This is a genomic window from Spongiactinospora sp. 9N601 (genome assembly GCF_044326295.1).
In the GTDB taxonomy this organism is placed as follows: domain Bacteria; phylum Actinomycetota; class Actinomycetes; order Streptosporangiales; family Streptosporangiaceae; genus Spongiactinospora; species Spongiactinospora gelatinilytica.
The window spans coordinates 53,835-68,388 of sequence record NZ_JBIRBB010000026.1; the positions used below are offsets into that span (position 1 = coordinate 53,835).

At 73.9% G+C, this 14,554-nt stretch carries 15 protein-coding genes; 7 read left to right on the forward strand and 8 right to left on the reverse strand.

From position 1 onward, the window contains the following. Positions 1-63: 63 nt before the first annotated feature. On the reverse strand, positions 64-1,803 hold the full coding sequence (locus tag ACH34R_RS40540) for a gamma-glutamyltransferase family protein (RefSeq protein WP_397566927.1): 1,740 nt from the start codon (positions 1,801-1,803) through the stop codon (positions 64-66). Between the two features lie 144 nt (positions 1,804-1,947). Between ACH34R_RS40540 and ACH34R_RS40545 the strand changes: the two genes are divergently transcribed. From ACH34R_RS40545 to ACH34R_RS40555, 3 genes are all read left to right on the forward strand, one after another. Continuing rightward, complete coding sequence (locus ACH34R_RS40545) at positions 1,948-3,075, forward strand: sensor histidine kinase (RefSeq protein ID WP_397566928.1); 1,128 nt, start codon at positions 1,948-1,950, stop codon at positions 3,073-3,075. Beyond that, complete coding sequence (locus tag ACH34R_RS40550) at positions 3,072-3,740, forward strand: response regulator (protein ID WP_397566929.1); 669 nt, start codon at positions 3,072-3,074, stop codon at positions 3,738-3,740. The genes ACH34R_RS40545 and ACH34R_RS40550 overlap by 4 nt, the downstream gene beginning before the upstream one ends. Positions 3,741-3,815: 75 nt before the next feature. Further along, on the forward strand, positions 3,816-5,192 hold the full coding sequence (locus ACH34R_RS40555) for a tetratricopeptide repeat protein (RefSeq protein WP_397566930.1): 1,377 nt from the start codon (positions 3,816-3,818) through the stop codon (positions 5,190-5,192). On the opposite strand, the gene ald is transcribed toward ACH34R_RS40555, so the two are convergent. Further along, the gene (gene ald, locus ACH34R_RS40560; RefSeq protein ID WP_397566931.1) at positions 5,193-6,308 is read right to left on the reverse strand and encodes an alanine dehydrogenase; all 1,116 of its coding nucleotides are present in this window, start codon (positions 6,306-6,308) and stop codon (positions 5,193-5,195) included. A gap of 329 nt (positions 6,309-6,637) precedes the next feature. On the opposite strand from ald, the gene ACH34R_RS40565 reads away from it, so the two are divergent. The 3 genes from ACH34R_RS40565 to rarD are packed head-to-tail and all read left to right on the forward strand — an operon-like array spanning position 6,638 to position 9,369. Then, a complete protein-coding gene (locus ACH34R_RS40565; protein ID WP_397566932.1) occupies positions 6,638-7,987 on the forward strand; it encodes a M20/M25/M40 family metallo-hydrolase in 1,350 nt (449 codons plus the stop codon). After that, positions 7,984-8,463 (forward strand): DUF5946 family protein, encoded by a 480-nt coding sequence (locus ACH34R_RS40570; protein ID WP_397566933.1) that lies wholly within the window; start codon positions 7,984-7,986, stop codon positions 8,461-8,463. Before ACH34R_RS40565 ends, ACH34R_RS40570 begins: the two co-directional genes overlap by 4 nt. 33 nt (positions 8,464-8,496) lie before the next feature. Beyond that, entirely contained in the window at positions 8,497-9,369 is an 873-nt protein-coding gene (rarD, locus tag ACH34R_RS40575; protein ID WP_397566934.1) for an EamA family transporter RarD, read from the forward strand. A gap of 6 nt (positions 9,370-9,375) precedes the next feature. Here the strand turns inward: rarD and ACH34R_RS40580 are convergent, their stop codons facing one another. Then, positions 9,376-9,522 carry a hypothetical protein gene (locus ACH34R_RS40580; RefSeq protein ID WP_397566935.1) on the reverse strand — a complete coding sequence of 49 codons (147 nt, stop codon included), beginning with the start codon at positions 9,520-9,522 and terminating at the stop codon, positions 9,376-9,378. A gap of 27 nt (positions 9,523-9,549) precedes the next feature. After that, on the reverse strand, positions 9,550-10,446 hold the full coding sequence (locus ACH34R_RS40585; RefSeq protein ID WP_397566936.1) for a LysR family transcriptional regulator: 897 nt from the start codon (positions 10,444-10,446) through the stop codon (positions 9,550-9,552). 75 nt (positions 10,447-10,521) lie between these two features. On the opposite strand from ACH34R_RS40585, the gene ACH34R_RS40590 reads away from it, so the two are divergent. After that, entirely contained in the window at positions 10,522-11,055 is a 534-nt protein-coding gene (locus ACH34R_RS40590) for a cysteine dioxygenase (RefSeq protein ID WP_397566937.1), read from the forward strand. A 1-nt stretch (position 11,056) separates the two neighbouring features. Here ACH34R_RS40590 and ACH34R_RS40595 read toward each other — a convergent pair whose 3' ends face one another. From ACH34R_RS40595 to ACH34R_RS40610, 4 genes are all read right to left on the reverse strand, one after another. Next, positions 11,057-11,803 (reverse strand): SDR family NAD(P)-dependent oxidoreductase, encoded by a 747-nt coding sequence (locus tag ACH34R_RS40595; RefSeq protein WP_397566938.1) that lies wholly within the window; start codon positions 11,801-11,803, stop codon positions 11,057-11,059. Then, positions 11,800-13,152, reverse strand: a complete 1,353-nt coding sequence (locus tag ACH34R_RS40600) for an FAD-binding protein (protein ID WP_397566939.1) — start codon at positions 13,150-13,152, stop codon at positions 11,800-11,802. The genes ACH34R_RS40595 and ACH34R_RS40600 overlap by 4 nt, the downstream gene beginning before the upstream one ends. Continuing rightward, entirely contained in the window at positions 13,149-14,051 is a 903-nt protein-coding gene (locus ACH34R_RS40605; protein ID WP_397566940.1) for a decaprenyl-phosphate phosphoribosyltransferase, read from the reverse strand. Before ACH34R_RS40605 ends, ACH34R_RS40600 begins: the two co-directional genes overlap by 4 nt. A gap of 104 nt (positions 14,052-14,155) precedes the next feature. Continuing rightward, the gene (locus ACH34R_RS40610) at positions 14,156-14,380 is read right to left on the reverse strand and encodes a hypothetical protein (protein ID WP_397566941.1); all 225 of its coding nucleotides are present in this window, start codon (positions 14,378-14,380) and stop codon (positions 14,156-14,158) included. Positions 14,381-14,554 lie beyond the last annotated feature (174 nt).

The window sequence follows — 14,554 nt, forward strand, 5'->3', positions numbered from 1 at the left end:
CGCCGGCGGCCCTGGGCCGCGCGGCGTTTCCGGCATTGGCGACACCCTCGTGCTTGTCCCGACTTACCTCTCCGTGACGACCAGCGCGCTGCCGCCTCCGCGTCTGGCCGGCTCGGCGACCGCCCGCACCCGGCCTCCGCCGAGGAGTTCGAGCGCGGTGGCCGCCCCGATCTCCGGGGTCGGCGCGAACGAATGGCCCCTGGCGGTGAGCGCCGGGCCATGGGAGGCGATGAAGGCGGGCTCGGCCTGGGTCTGCGCGGTGTTGCGCTGGGTGGCGCGCGGCGCGGCCAGCGCCTGCGGCAGCGTCATGCCCAGCTCGTAGCGGCCGATCAGGATCTGCAGCACGGTCGTGATGATCGTGGAACCGCCCGGTGAGCCGGCCGCGAGCACCGGCCGCCCGTCGTCCAGCACGATCGTCGGGGACATCGAGGAACGGGGCCGCTTGCCCGGTCCGGGCAGGTTGGGATCTCCAGGGGCGGGCCCGAAGGTGAAGTCGGTCAGCTCGTTGTTGAGCAGCAGCCCGCGCCCGGGGACCACGATGCCGTTGCCGCCGGTGGACTCGATGGTGAGGGTGTACGCCACCACATTGCCCCAGCGGTCGGACACCACCAGGTGGGTGGTCTCGGGGCCCTCGCGGGCCGGCGTCGCCGCAGGGCCCGGTACGGTGGCGCGGCACGGCCCGTAGGAGCCGTCCGGGTCGCCCGGCGCTGCGGGATGGGCAAGCGCGGTCGCGCCGATCAGGCAGGCGCGCTCCCCCGCGAAGCCGTCCGAAAGCAGCTCGCGCAGCGGGACGTCCGTGAAGGCCGGGTCACCGACGTACTTCCCCCGGTCGGCGAACGACAGCCGGGACGCCTCCAGGAACTCGTGCAGCCCGACCTGCGGCAGCTTCTCCAGGATGTTGAGCGCCTCGCCGACCGTCGATCCGCCCGAGGACGGCGGGGCCATGCCGTACACGTCGAGTCCCTTGTAGCCGACCCTGGCCGGGGCGCGCTCGATCGGCCGGTACGCCCGCAGGTCGGACAGCTCCATCAGGCCGGGGCGCACCTTGCGGGCCGCGCCCGGGCGGACCGGCGGGCGCTTGACCGTGGCCACGATCTCGGCGCCGAGCCGCCCGCCGTACAGCCAGGACGGGCCGCGCCCGGCCAGCTCACGGTAGGTGCGGGCCAGCTCGGGGTTGCGGAACACCGAGCCGACCGCGGGCGGCGCGCCACCCGGGAGGTACAGGCGAGCGGTGGAGGTGATGTCGGCGAACCTGGCCTGGTTCGCGGCGGTCTGGTCGTGGAAGGTCTGATCGACCACGAAGCCCCGCTCGGCGACGCGGATCGCGGGCCGCAGCGCCTCGCCCAGGCCGATGCTGCCGAACCGGCGCAGCGCCAGGTCCCACTGCGCCACGCTGCCGGGCACGCCCGCCGACAGGCCGCTGGTGATCGCCTCGTCCGCGGGGATCGCCGCGCCGTTCTCCTGGAGGGAGGTCGCGGTCATGGCGCGCGGGGCGGTCTCCCTGCCGTCGATGGTGTGGACCCTGCCGCGGCGGGCGTCGTAGTAGAGGAGGAAGCCGCCGCCCGCCATTCCGGCGGAGTAGGGCTCGGTGACGCCGAGCGTGGCGGCGGCGGTGATCGCCGCGTCGATCGCGTTGCCCCCGCGGCGCAGCACCCCGACGGCCGCGCGGCTCGCGTCGAGGTCGACGGTGGCGACGGCTCCGCCGTACCCCTCGGCGACCGGCGTCTTTTCCGGCGCGGGGACGGTCGCCGGCCCGCCGAGCAGCAGCAATGCGGCGGCCGGTACGGCAAGGCGGGCGATCATAGGGCGCTCCTTCCCCGGCGGACCCTCAGCATGACCCAATCGGCGGGGCGACTCAACAGGGCACGCTCCTACACCCGATGGGGTATCGGGGCCTGCCCCCGTCGGCCGACGCGACCGCCGGGACCGTGGCGTACGGTTGCGCATGTGCGAGCACCGAACCGCTGGGCGGACATCGCCCCCGCCGTCCTGGTGGGCGTCTTCCAGCTCGGCACCGGGCGGGGCGCCTCGATGGTGCAGCCCGAGCGGGTGCCCACCAACGCCCTCGGCTTCGCGCTGCTGGCGATCGGCCCGGCCATGGTGTTGCTGCGGCGGGTCTGGACCACGCCCGCGCTGGTCGTCACGACGGTCGCGACCTGCCTGTACCTCCTGGCCGGGTACGCCTACGGGCCGGTGTTCGCGGCGCCGATCGTCATGCACTTCACGGCGGTCATCCGGGGCCACCGGCGGGCGGCCTGGCTGTCGGCGCTCGGGTTCTCGGCGTTCATCTTCGCCTACACGAGGTGGATCGCTCCGGCGCCGCACGTCGACTGGCTCCACAACCTGTCCGCGTTCGCGTTCGTGCTGCTGATCCTGACCGTCGCCGAGATCGTCAAGGCGCGGCGCGAGCGGCTGGCCGAGCGGCGCAGGGTGGCCATGGAGGAGAGCCGCCGCCAGGCCAGCGAGGAGCGCCTGACCATGGCCCAGGAGCTGCACGACGTGCTCGCGCACAACATCTCGCTGATCCACGTGCAGGCGTCCACCGCGCTGCACCTCATCGACGACCACCCCGAGCAGGCCCGTACCGCGCTGGCCACGATCAAGCAGGCCAGCAAGGACGTGCTCGGCGAGATGCGCTCGGTGATCAACGTGCTGCGCGAGGACGCGCCGCGCTTCCCCACCGCCGGCCTGGACCGGCTCGACGACCTCATCGCGCGCACCGGGCTCGACGTCACCAAGCATGTCGAGGGCGACCGGCGGCCGGTCCCGCCCAGCGTGGAACGCGCCGTCTTCCGCATCATCCAGGAGTCCCTGACCAACGTCGCCAGGCACGCGCCCGGCGCGAAGGTCGCCATCACCTTGGAGTACGGCCCGCGCGAGCTGGCCATCCGGGTCGCCGACACCGGATCGGCCGAGCCGGGCGCGCTCACCGACGCGGGCGGCGGCAACGGCATCCCCGGCATGCGCGAACGCGCCCACGCCCTCGGCGGCACGCTCACCGCCGCCCCCGACGCGGCGGGCTTCACCGTCGTGGCCAGGCTGCCGCTGCCCGCGGCTTCCCCGGAGGACCGATGATCAGGATCATTCTGGCCGACGACCAGGGGCTGGTCCGGGCGGGGTTTCGGGCGCTGCTCGACGCCCAGCCGGACATGGTGGTGGTCGCCGAGGCCGCCGACGGGGCCGAGGCGGTACGGCTGGCCCGCGAGCACCGCCCCGACGTCGTGCTGATGGACATCCGCATGCCCGGCACCGACGGGCTGACCGCGACCCGCACGATCGGCCGTGACGAGACGCTGGCCGAGGTGCGGATCGTCATCCTGACGACGTTCGAGCTGGACGAGTACGTCTTCGAGGCGGTACGCGGCGGCGCGGCCGGGTTCCTGGTCAAGGACACCGAGCCCGCCGAGCTGATCCAGGCCGTGCGGGTGGTGGCGGCGGGCGAGGCGCTGCTGTCGCCCAGCGTGACCCGCCGGCTGATCGCCGAGTTCGCCTCCCGGGCCAAGGAGCCCCTGGTCAAGGAGGAGCTGAAGCTGCTCACCGACCGCGAGCGCGAAGTGCTCGCGCTGGTGGCCGCCGGGCTGACCAACGACGAGATCGGGGCCCGGCTCTACATGTCGCCCGCCACGGCGAAGACCCACGTCAGCCGCACCATGACCAAGCTGCACGCCCGCGACCGCGCCCAGCTCGTGGTGATCGCGTACGAGTCGGGGCTGGTCAGGCCGGGTTGGTCGGCGGGCTAGCGGTAAGCGCGCGGATCGATTACTCTCTGTTGCCATACGCTTACCGCTCTCTTGGTGCGGGCGCGGGAGGGGCACATGAGAGAGCAGGCCGGCCTTTACGCCGGGGAGATCGAGCACGAGCTGCTGGCCGCCGCCAGCGGCGGCGACGCCGACGCGGCGCACCGGCTGGGCCGGGTGCACGCCAGGCGCGGCGACCAGGAGGGCGCGCGCCACTGGTGGGAGCGGGCGGCGATCACCGGCAACATCGACAGCGCCTACAACCTCGGCGTGTGGCACGAGCGGCACGGCACGTTCGACGAGGCGCTGCGGTGGTACGAGATGGCCGCCGGGCTGGGCGACGCGGAGGCGGCGGCCAACCTGGCCACCCTGCTGCTGGAGCGGCGCGGCGACGTGGCCGCGGCGCGGTGCTGGTTCGAGCGCGCGGCGCAGCGGGGGTCGCGTCCGGCCGCGCGGCGGCTCGCGCTGCTGTGCGAGCGCGACGGCGAGACCCGCACGGCCCGCGAGTGGCACCGCGAGGCGGCGCTGCGCGGCGACGCCGCCTCGGCGTTCGACCTCGGGTGCCTGGCGTACGAATCGGGCGAGGACACCGAGGCGCTGCACTGGTGGGAGGTCGCCGCCAGGGGCGGCCACACCGACGCGGCCTGCGCCACCGGCCTGCTGTTGCAGGCGACCGGCGACCCCGAGGGCGCGGAGGCGTTCTTCCGCCTGGCCGCCGCGGCCGAGCATCCGGCCGCCGCCTCCCATCTCGGCGGCATCGCGCTGGCCCGGCGCGACCTGACGAGCGCCCGCGCCTGGTTCGAGCGGGCGGCCGACGCCGGGCGGGTCGGCGACCAGCGGATGGCCGGGTTCGTCTGCGTGGAGCTGGGCGACGCGGCGGCGGCGAGCCACTGGTTCGGCCGCGCGGCGGCCAGCGGCGACGCCGAGGCCGCCTACAACTTCGGGCTGCTGCTGATCGCCGAGGACGGCGACCTCGCGGCCGGGCAGCAGTGGTTCCGCCAGGCGGCGCTCGGCGGGCACCACCGCGCCGCCCGCGAGCTGGGCACGCTGTTGTCCATCACCGGCAACGCCGAGGAGGGCGAGCGGTGGCTCGCCGAGGCGCCGCCGCCCGGCCTCGGCCGGGTGTGCGACACCGCCCTCGTGGCCAGGGCCGAGCTGGCCGCCACGATCACCGGCCGCCACGGGGACGCGCCGCTCGACGCCGGGAAGCTGGTCGAGATCCTCGGCACCTGGGACCAGATCACCAGAGACCTGCCCGACCACGCGGGCGCGGTGGCCTGGCTCGGTGATCTGGCGGTGCTGCCGGAGAGCGCGATCGACCGGCTGTCATCGGCCCGCGCGACGCTGCTGCGGCCGGGCAGCGCGCCCTGGCCGGGCCCCACGGAGATCGAGGAGGCCCTCGCCACCGCCCGGCTGCTGCGCCGGCGGCTCACCCCCGAAACGTGCGGCGGCTGATCAGCCGGTCAGCACCTCGGTCGTGGTGGTCCACGGCAGGCCGTGCGCCTGGGCCACCGGCTCGCTGGTCAGCACGCCGGCGTGGGTGCTGAGGCCGTGCGCGAGGGCGGGGTCGGCGCGCAGCGCGTCCCGCCAGCCCTGGTCGGCCAGCTTGACGGCGTACGGCAGGGTGGCGTTGGTCAGCGCGTAGGTGGAGGTGTTGGCCACCGAACCGGGCATGTTCGCCACGCAGTAGAAGATCGAGTCGTGGATCGGGAACGTCGGGTCGGCGTGCGTGGTCGGCCGTGAGTCCTCGAAGCAGCCGCCCTGGTCGATCGCGATGTCCACCAGCACCGAGCCCGGCTTCATCCGGGAGACCAGTTCGTTGGAGACCAGCATCGGGGCCTTGGCCCCCGGGATCAGCACCGCGCCGATGACCAGGTCGGCGGCCAGCACTTCCTGCTCGATCGTGTAGGCGGTGGAGACCACGGTCTTGAGCCGTCCCTGGTAGATCGCGTCGATCTCGCGCAGCCGGTCGAGGCTGACGTCCAGGATGGTGACGTCGGCCCCCATGCCGACGGCGATCTGCGCCGCGTTCAGGCCGGAGACGCCGCCCCCGATGATCACGAACTTGGCCGGGGCGACGCCCGGCACGCCGCCGGGCAGCACCCCGCGCCCGCCGTTGAACCGCATCAGGTTGTAGGCGCCGACCTGCGGGGCCAGCCGCCCGGCCACCTCGGACATGGGGGCGAGCAGCGGAAGGGTCCGGCCCACCTGGACGGTCTCGTACGCGACGGAGGTCACGCCACGGGTGAGCAGCGCGTCGGTGCAGGCGCGGGAGGCGGCCAGATGGAGGTAGGTGAACAGCACCTGCCCATCCCGCATCCGTGGATATTCCTCGGCTATCGGTTCTTTGACCTTGAGTATCATCTCGCCCTGCGCCCAGACTTCGTCGGCGGAGTCCAGGATCTTGGCACCGGCGTAGAGATACTCCTCATCCGGGATGTGCGAGCCCTTGCCCGCGCCGCGCTGGAGGTACACCTCGTGTCCGTGGCGTACCAGTTCATGGACGCCCGCAGGCGTGGCGGCGACGCGGTACTCGTGGTTTTTGACCTCGGCGGGCACACCGATCTTCATGGTGGTCCTTTCGTGGCGCGTACGGCGGGCACCCCGTTGGGCCGGCCGTGGGCGCGAATGGTCGGAGCTCTTCAAGTGTGCATCGCAACCACACCCCTGCCAAGGGAAAGCGTGGCATCAGTGTGAAAGAACTTCGGTAATCGTGGTATCTACATGTAACGACCACGGAATCCGCGTGAAGATTCCGCGCTGTAACCAAGCCGGTAACCTACCCGGCGGGGGCGTACGGCCGGTCCGCCGCCGCCTGTGATCCAATGAGCCGGGACGGCACAGCGGACCGACAGGCAAGATGAGATGACACATGTTCCGTTCCGACCCGGAGAGACGTCGTGACTCCTGACCAGATCGAGGGTGCCGTCGCCGCGGGCATGCCCCAGGCCGTGGAAGACCTCAGGCGGCTCGTCGCCATCCCCTCGGTGGCCTTCCCCGGCCACCCCGAGGAGCCCGTGTACGCCGCCGCCGCCCTGACCGAGGCGTTGCTGCGCGACGCCGGGCTGCCGGAGGTCCGCCAGATCCCGGTGGAGGGCAGCTTCCCCGCCGTCTACGGCGAGGCCCCCGCCCCGCCCGGCGCGCCGACCGTGCTCCTTTACGCGCACTACGACGTCCAGCCCGCGGGCGACCCCGCGCTGTGGAAGACCCCGCCGTTCGACCCCACGCTGATCGACGGCGCGCTGTACGGCCGGGGCGCGGCCGACGACAAGTCCGGCGTCATCTCCCACGTCGCCGCGCTGCGGGTGTTCGAGGGGCGGTTCCCGGTCGGCATCAAGGTCATCATCGAGGGCCAGGAGGAGTACGCGGGCGAGCGCCTGGAGGCGTTCGTCGAGCGCAACCCCGAGTTGCTGCGCGCCGACGCCATCGTGGTCGCCGACACCGGCAACCAGCGGCTCGGCGATCCCGCCGTGACCACCTCGCTGCGTGGCATGGGGGCGTTCACCATCGAGGTGCGCAGCCTGCACGAATCCGTGCACAGCGGGCAGTTCGGCGGCGTGGCCCCGGACGCGCTCGCCGCCCTGATCCGCATGCTGGCGGCGCTGCACGACGACAACGGCGACATCCGCGTCCCGGGGCTGCCGCGCGGCGCGTTCCTCGGCACCGGCCCCATGGAAGAGGACTTCCGGGCCAGCGCCGGGGTGCTCGACGGCGTCTCGCTGGTCGGCTCGGGGTCGATCGCCGACCGGCTGTGGGCCTCCTACGCGATCACCGTGACGGGCGTGGACGCGCCCTCGGTCGCGCACGCCATCAACGCGGTCCAGCCGGGGGCGCGGGCTCGTGTCACGGTACGCGTGCCCCCGGCGGGCGACCCGCGCCTGACGGTCGAGGCGGTCTGCGACTACCTGCGCCAGGTCGCGCCCTGGGGGGTGCAGGTATCCTTCGGCGACGAGATCTACGGCACCGGCTTCCTGGCCGACGCGGGCGGGCGGGCCCGCGCCGCGCTCAACAAGGCCATGGAGCACGCCTACGGCCGCACTCCGCGCGACATCGGCGCCGGTGGTTCCATTCCGCTGGTGTCCACGCTGGTCAAGCAGTTCCCGGCGGCGGAGATCCTGCTGTTCGGCGCGGAAGACGACAACGCCTCCATCCACGCCCCCAACGAGCGTCTCAACCTGGACGAACTGCGCCGCACCGCCACGGCCGAGGCCCTGTTCCTACAGCGGTACGCCGCCACCGCGCTGCGATGACCGGCGACGGTCCCCGCTGCGATGACTGCGGCGGTCCCGGCGGCGCGGAGTGGTGTGCGGCGCTGTTCGGGGAGCTGCTGACGCTCGACTACTCGCGGCGGGAGCCGTGGGGGCCGCTGCACGCGGTGTCGGTGGCCTGCTACCACTTCCAGCACCCGTCGCGGGCGGTCAGCGGGTCCGGCCCGTTCTACTGGTCCCTGCTGCACTTCTACCTGCGGGAGGGCCGCGATCCGCTGATCGCCGTCACCCAGCGGGCCCGCCGGTACAACACCCACCGCACCGGCGGGCGCAAGCCGGGCCCGGACGACTTCCCCGGCGCGCCGCCCTTCCCGTCGCCGGCGGCCCCGCCGGCCGTCTACGACACCACGATCGCCGACGTGGCCGTGGGCGGCGACTTCCCGGCCGAGGGCTTCGAGGACCGGGTCCGTTCCTGGGCCACCGCGACCCTCTCGGCCTGGGCCGCGACCGGCCCGTGATCCCGGGCGGCCCCCGGGGTTAGAGTTGCCGATGTGTCGGAGGCGCGGCGCGGGGCGGTGCTCGGGGCCGTGGCCTATGCGCTGTGGGGGCTTTCGACCCTGTACTGGCCGCTGCTGGAGCCGACCGGGCCGGTGGAGATCCTGGCCTGCCGGGTGCTTTGGTCGCTGGTGGCGATCGTCGCGCTGGTCAGCGTGCTCGGGCGGTGGGGGCGGGTGCGGGCGCTGGCGGGCGGCGGCGGGACGCTGCGGCTGCTCGCCGTGGCCGGGGTGCTGACCGGCGTCAACTGGGGGATCTTCCTTTTTGCGGTGCTGAACGGCCAGGTGGTGGAGGCGTCGCTCGGGTTCTTCGTGACGCCGCTGGTCAGCGTGGCGTTCGGGGTGGTGTTCTATCGTGAGCGGCTGCGGCCGGGGCAGTGGGCGGCGGTCGGGCTGGGGGCGGCGACGCTGGGGGTGCTCGCCGTGGAGTACGGCAGGCCGCCCTGGATCGCGCTCGGCCTGGCCGCGACCTTCGGCACCTACGGCCTGATCAAGAAGCACCTGGGGGTCGGCGCGGCCGAAGGGCTCTTCGTGGAGACGTCGGTGCTGTTCCCGTTCGCGCTGGTCTACACGGTCGCGTTGCAGTCCGCCGGGCAGGCGACCTTCGGTCACGTCTCCGCGCTCAACACCGCCCTCGGCGTCGGGGCGGGGCTGGTGGTGCTGGTGCCGCTGCTGCTGTTCAGCGCCGCCGCGCCGCGCATCCCGCTGACGGTGACCGGGATGCTTCAGTACATCGAGCCCGCCGTGCAGTTCCTGCTCGGCGTGCTGGTCTTCCGCGAGGCCATGCCGGGGCTGCGGTGGGCCGGGTTCGCGCTGCTGTGGGCGGCCCTGGCGATCTTGGCGATCGACGGGCTGCGGGCCGCCCGGTGAGCGGGTTCAGGTGGAGCGGCCATCACCGCTGAGCGCCGCGCCCCGGCCCTGCGCGACCCCGCGCGTCACGATGTAGAGCACGGCGGGCCCGGGCGTGAGCAGCAGCGCCAGGCTGGCCGCATAGAAGACCAGGAGGGTTGATGTATCCGGCATGTCGCGGATGTTAGGCCCGCGGGCGGATCATCGCATCGCGGTTTCCGGCAGGTGGACATCCTGACCGCACTCCGCGGCCAGCGCGGCGAGCAGCGCGACGGTGGGCGGCGGGTCGGGGGGCTCACCGTACCGGGCGGCGAGGACGCGGCGGGCCGCGCCGGGCAGTTCCCTGACCCGTACGCCGGGCGCGCGGTGCGCGGCCAGCGCCAGGCCGGGCAGCACGCTCGCGCCCATGCCCGCGGCCACCATCGCCTGCACGGCCACATAGTCGTCGCTGGTGAAGACGATGTCCGGGGCGAAGCCGGCCGCCCGGCACAGGTCCAGCAAGTGGATGCGGCAGCGTTCGCAGCCGGCGATCCACGGCCGGTCGGCCAGGTCGGGAAGGTCGCCGGCCTCCTCGCGGGTGAGCAGGTGGCTCGGGTCGTCCAGCAGGTGGGTGAGCCGGACGCCGTTGTCCTCGGGCGCGGTGTCGGCGTACCGGAAGATGACCGCCACGTCCACGTAGCCCGCCCGCAGCATCCGCAGCGCCTCGGGGGGTTCGGCCTCGGTGATCCGCAGCGCGAGGCCCGGGTGCTCGCGGGCCAGGCGGGCGGCGGCGCGCGGCACGAAGGTGCCGAGCGCGGAGGGGAAGGCGGCCAGCCGTACCCGGCCGGAGCGCAGGCCGATGTGGGCGGCGAGTTCGTGTTCGGCGGCGTCGAGCCGGCCGAGGATCTCCCCGGCCCGCTCGGCGAGCAGCCGCCCGGCCTCGGTGAGCCGGATGCCGCGGCCCGCCCGCTGCACCAGCTTGGCTCCCGTCTCGGCCTCCAGTTTGGCCAGGTGGTGGCTGACCGAGGGCTGGGAGTAGTGGAGTTCTCTGGCGGCGGCGGTGACCGAGCGGTGCCTGGCCACCGCGGCGAGCACGCGAAGCCGCACGATGTCGAGCATGTATCAACGCTATCTATAGGTCGGCGCGGATATCCGCATTGGACGTGATGTATCGCCGCTGGCGACCCTGAAGGTATGAAGACGACAGCGATCGCACGACCGGATCTGGCCGAGTTCACCCGCGCCGTCGGCGCGATCGTGGCCCGCGGGCTCGCGCCCCGGGACACCGCCCGCACGGTCGCGGCGCTGCTGCGCGAGGGCATGCCGCCGGTGTCCGCCCTGCTCACCGAGGAGCGGCGGGCGGGCGACCCGGCGGGGTACGTCTCCCACGTGCTGCACGCCCGGCCGGAGTTCTCCATCGCCGCGGTGGTGTGGCGGCCCGGCCAGGCCACGGTGATCCACGACCACGTCGCGTGGTGCGCGTTCGGTGTGCTCAGCGGCATCGAGCACGAGACCCTGTACCGTCTCGACGGCGACCGCCTGGTGGAGACCGGCCACGCGGACAACCGGCCGGGCGAGGCGGGCGGCTTCGCCCCGCCGGGCGACATCCACATGGTCCGCAACACCAGCGCGGAGGTCGGGGTGTCCCTGCACGTCTACGGGGCCGACCTGGGCAGGCTCGGCGGCAGCATCCGCCGGGTCTACGACCTGCCGGTCACCAGGCCCTGACCTATCGGGGCAGCCGCCGCCAGGCGGCGCGGGGCAGCAGGGTCAGCGCGGTGAACACCGGGCCCAGGAGTTTCGGGACCCACACGGTGGAGTCGCGCCCGGAGCGCAGCGCGGCCACCACCGCGTCGGCGACCTGGCCGGGGGTGCTGGACAGCGGGGCCGGGCGCATCCCGGCCGTCATCCGGCCGCGCACGAACCCAGGGCGTACCAGCAGCACCCGCGCGCCCGTGCCGTGCAGCGAGTCGCGAAGCCCCTGCGCGAACCCGTCGAGCCCGGCCTTGGCCGAGCCGTACACGAAGTTGGCCCGTCGTACCCGCACGCCCGCCACCGACGACAGCACCACCAGCGTGCCGTGCCCCTGCTCGCGCAGCCGGCGCGCGGCGCTCAGCCCGGCGGACACGTGGCCGGCGAAGTTGACCACGACGTCGGCCGCCGCGGCGGCCGGATCGGCGTCGTAGTCGCCCTGCCTGCCCAGCACGCCGAACGCGCCGATCACCACGTCCAGGTCGCCGACCAGCCCGGCCGCCGCCTCGATCACCCCAGGGTGGGTCTGCGGCCGGGCCGCGTCGAACTCCAGCAGGTGGACCTCGGCGGGAAGGTCCGGAGGCACGGCGTGCTCCGCGTCCCGGAGGGCGAGCACCACCCGCCGCGCGCCGCCCCGGACCAGCCGCGCCACGACGGCCAGCCCGATCTCGCTGCGCCCGCCCAGCAGCAGCACGGTGTCCACGCCGCCGAGTGAGTTCTTCACAGGTCGAGTCTCCTTGCCAGGTCGGACCGGAACACGCCGCGGGGGTCCACATCGTGGCGGATCCGCCGCCACTCGGCAAGGCGCGGGTACATGGCGGGCAGCAGGGCGGCGTTCAGCCGGGAGTCCTTGGCCAGGTAGACCCGACCGCCCGCGGCGGCGACCCGCTCGTCGAAGGCGCGCAGCAGCCCGGCCAGCCCGGGGCGGCCCACCGGGATGTCCAGGGCGAGCGTCCAGCCGGGCATCGGGAACGACAGCGGCGCGTCCGTACCGGGGCCGAACCGCTTGAGCACGGTCAGGAACGACACCACGCCGGCCCGCGAGAGCCGGTTCACGATGTGCCGCAGCGTCTCCTCGGCCCCGTCGGGCACCACGAACTGGTACTGCACGAACCCGCGCGGCCCATAGACCCGGTTCCAGCCCGCCACGGCGTCCAGCGGGTGGAAGAAGGGCGCGATGTGCTGGATCGTGCCGTGGGCCGCACGCGGCGCGCGCCGGTACCAGACCTCGTTGAAGGCCCGCACGGTCACCGGGTTGAGCAGCCCGCCGGGGACCCGCCTGGGGGCCGACAGCCGGGTGCGCGGCGCGAACGCCAGCGGGTCCGCGACCGCGCCGGGGAGGTCGGCGCGGCGGGCGTGGTCGCCCAGGGTGAGCACGCCGCGCCCGGTCCGCGCGCCCCCGGCCAGCAGGTCGATCCAGGCGACCGTGTAGCGGTGGCGGCCGTCGGCGGCGACCATCTCGGCGAGGGTGTCGTCCAGGCCGGTGGTGCGGCGGACGTCCACCAGCATCCGGGAGGTCTCCACGGGGACGCAGCCGAACTCGGCCTGCGCGATCACCCCGGTCAGGCCCATCCCGCCGACCGTGGCCGAGAACAGCGGGTCGCCCGGCCGCAGTGTTCGCACCGAGCCGTCGGCGGTGACCAGGTCGAGCGAGCGCAGGTGGGCCCCGAAGGAGGAGTCCACGTGGTGGTTCTTGCCGTGTACGTCGGCGGCGACGGCCCCGCCCACGGTGACGTGCCTGGTGCCGGGGGTGACCGGGACGAACCAGCCGCGCGGCACCAGCGCGGCCATCAACTCGTCCAGGCCGACGCCGGCGGCGGCGGTCACGACGCCCGTCGCGGGGTCCAGCCGCCAGGACGTCAGCGCGGTGCAGTCGATCACCAGGCCGCCGGCGTTCTGGGCGGCGTCGCCGTACGCGCGGCCGAGGCCGCGGGCGATCAGGCCCCGCGGGGCCGGGCGGGCGACCAGCGCGGCCAGTTCGGCGGTGCTGCGGGGCCGCCGGACGTCGGCCGGGGTGGGGGCGGTACGGCCCCAGCCGGACAGGAAGGCGGACGAGGGGGGCGAGGCGGTCATGTCAGATGAATCCCGAGCACGAGGAGGGCGAGCTGGACGGCGATGAAGATCTGCAACGGCCGGTCGCGCAGGGCCAGTTCCTCCGGCTCCTCTCCCGCGCCCTGGTCGACCAGGAGGTTGTGCCGGAGTACGACCAGCACGAACGGCACGATGCTGAGCGCGTGGAAGGGCCCGGGGTGATCGTTCAGTGCCCACAGGCAGTAGGTGACGATCATCGCGCCGGAGCACATGGTGCGGACCTGCGCGAGGTAGCCGGGGGTGTAGGCGGCCAGGGTCGCCCGGGTGGCCGAGCCGGCGTTCGCCCGTCGTTCGGCCTCGCGCTTGCCGGCCACGAGCTGGAGCGAGCCGAGCGAGATCACCACCAGGAACCAGCTCGTCACCGGGACCTCCACCGCGACGGCTCCGGCGAGGGCCCGGACGACGTGGCATCCGGCGACCGCGACCAGGTCCACGACCGGCTGCCGCTTCAGCCAGAACGTGTAGCCGAGAGTGAGGGCCAGGTACCCGGCCACCACGGCGGGGAGCCGCCAGCCGCCGGTCAGCGCGGCGACGGCGGGGGCGCTCGCGGCCAGCACCGCCCCGGCCGCCCTGGCCAGCGGGACGGAGATCAGGCCGGAGGCGACGGGGCGGTGCCGCTTCCTCGGGTGCAGCCGGTCGGCGGCGGCGTCGGCGGCGTCGTTGATCAGGTACGCCCCGGAGGCGGCCAGGCAGAACGCCGCGAAGGCGATCAGCGCGGCCCGCGCGCCGGTGGGGGTGAACAGTTCCCCGGCGGCCAGGGGGGCGGCGAGCACCAGCCCGTTCTTCACCCACTGCCGTGGCCGCAGGGCCCGAACCAGCCCGGCCGCCCGCGAGCGGCGGGATACGGCGGGCCGCCGCGTCAACGCCGGCCCGGCGCTCACCCGCGGACCGTCCGGGCGGAGAGGGATGTGCCTGGGGAGAAATGGGACACCAGCGGAGCTTATCGAGCTTGGCTCGACAACTCCGTTAAACCCGACATAACGGCTTATGATCCTATTTCCCACGCCCGGCCGTTGCACAGCGGCGGCCCGTACGTGTAGGTCCTGCCATCCCCTGCCGTCGCCACCAGCGAATTGCCCGGGGCACGCTCCTCGCACATCCACCCGGGAAACCTGATCGAGGTCCCCTCCCCCGGCCCCAGCACCGCGAACGGCCGCACCTGCAACCGCCCCCGCACACTGATCGTCCCCCCGGTGTCATTCGCGATCACCAACCCCTCCCCATCCCCCGAAGCACACCCCACCAACACCCCCACCCCGACCCCCCACAATCCCACCCACCACAGCCCCCGCCGGCCCCTCGCCACCGGGCGGACACCCGGTGCCACCGGTTCCACCAGGCGGGCCGGTGCACTGCGTACTGCACGCTTCACCGGGACCACCAG

What these genes read in the sequence shown, in the direction of transcription:
- ACH34R_RS40555 (WP_397566930.1), top strand. Translation starts at nt 3,816, where the DNA reads ATGAGAGAGCAGGCCGGCCTTTACGCCGGGGAGATCGAGCACGAGCTG.
- ACH34R_RS40585 (WP_397566936.1), bottom strand. Translation starts at nt 10,446, where the DNA reads ATGCTCGACATCGTGCGGCTTCGCGTGCTCGCCGCGGTGGCCAGGCAC.
- ACH34R_RS40540 (WP_397566927.1), bottom strand. Translation starts at nt 1,803, where the DNA reads ATGATCGCCCGCCTTGCCGTACCGGCCGCCGCATTGCTGCTGCTCGGC.
- ACH34R_RS40590 (WP_397566937.1), top strand. Translation starts at nt 10,522, where the DNA reads ATGAAGACGACAGCGATCGCACGACCGGATCTGGCCGAGTTCACCCGC.
- ACH34R_RS40580 (WP_397566935.1), bottom strand. Translation starts at nt 9,522, where the DNA reads ATGCCGGATACATCAACCCTCCTGGTCTTCTATGCGGCCAGCCTGGCG.
- ACH34R_RS40570 (WP_397566933.1), top strand. Translation starts at nt 7,984, where the DNA reads ATGACCGGCGACGGTCCCCGCTGCGATGACTGCGGCGGTCCCGGCGGC.
- ald (WP_397566931.1), bottom strand. Translation starts at nt 6,308, where the DNA reads ATGAAGATCGGTGTGCCCGCCGAGGTCAAAAACCACGAGTACCGCGTC.
- ACH34R_RS40550 (WP_397566929.1), top strand. Translation starts at nt 3,072, where the DNA reads ATGATCAGGATCATTCTGGCCGACGACCAGGGGCTGGTCCGGGCGGGG.
- ACH34R_RS40600 (WP_397566939.1), bottom strand. Translation starts at nt 13,152, where the DNA reads ATGACCGCCTCGCCCCCCTCGTCCGCCTTCCTGTCCGGCTGGGGCCGT.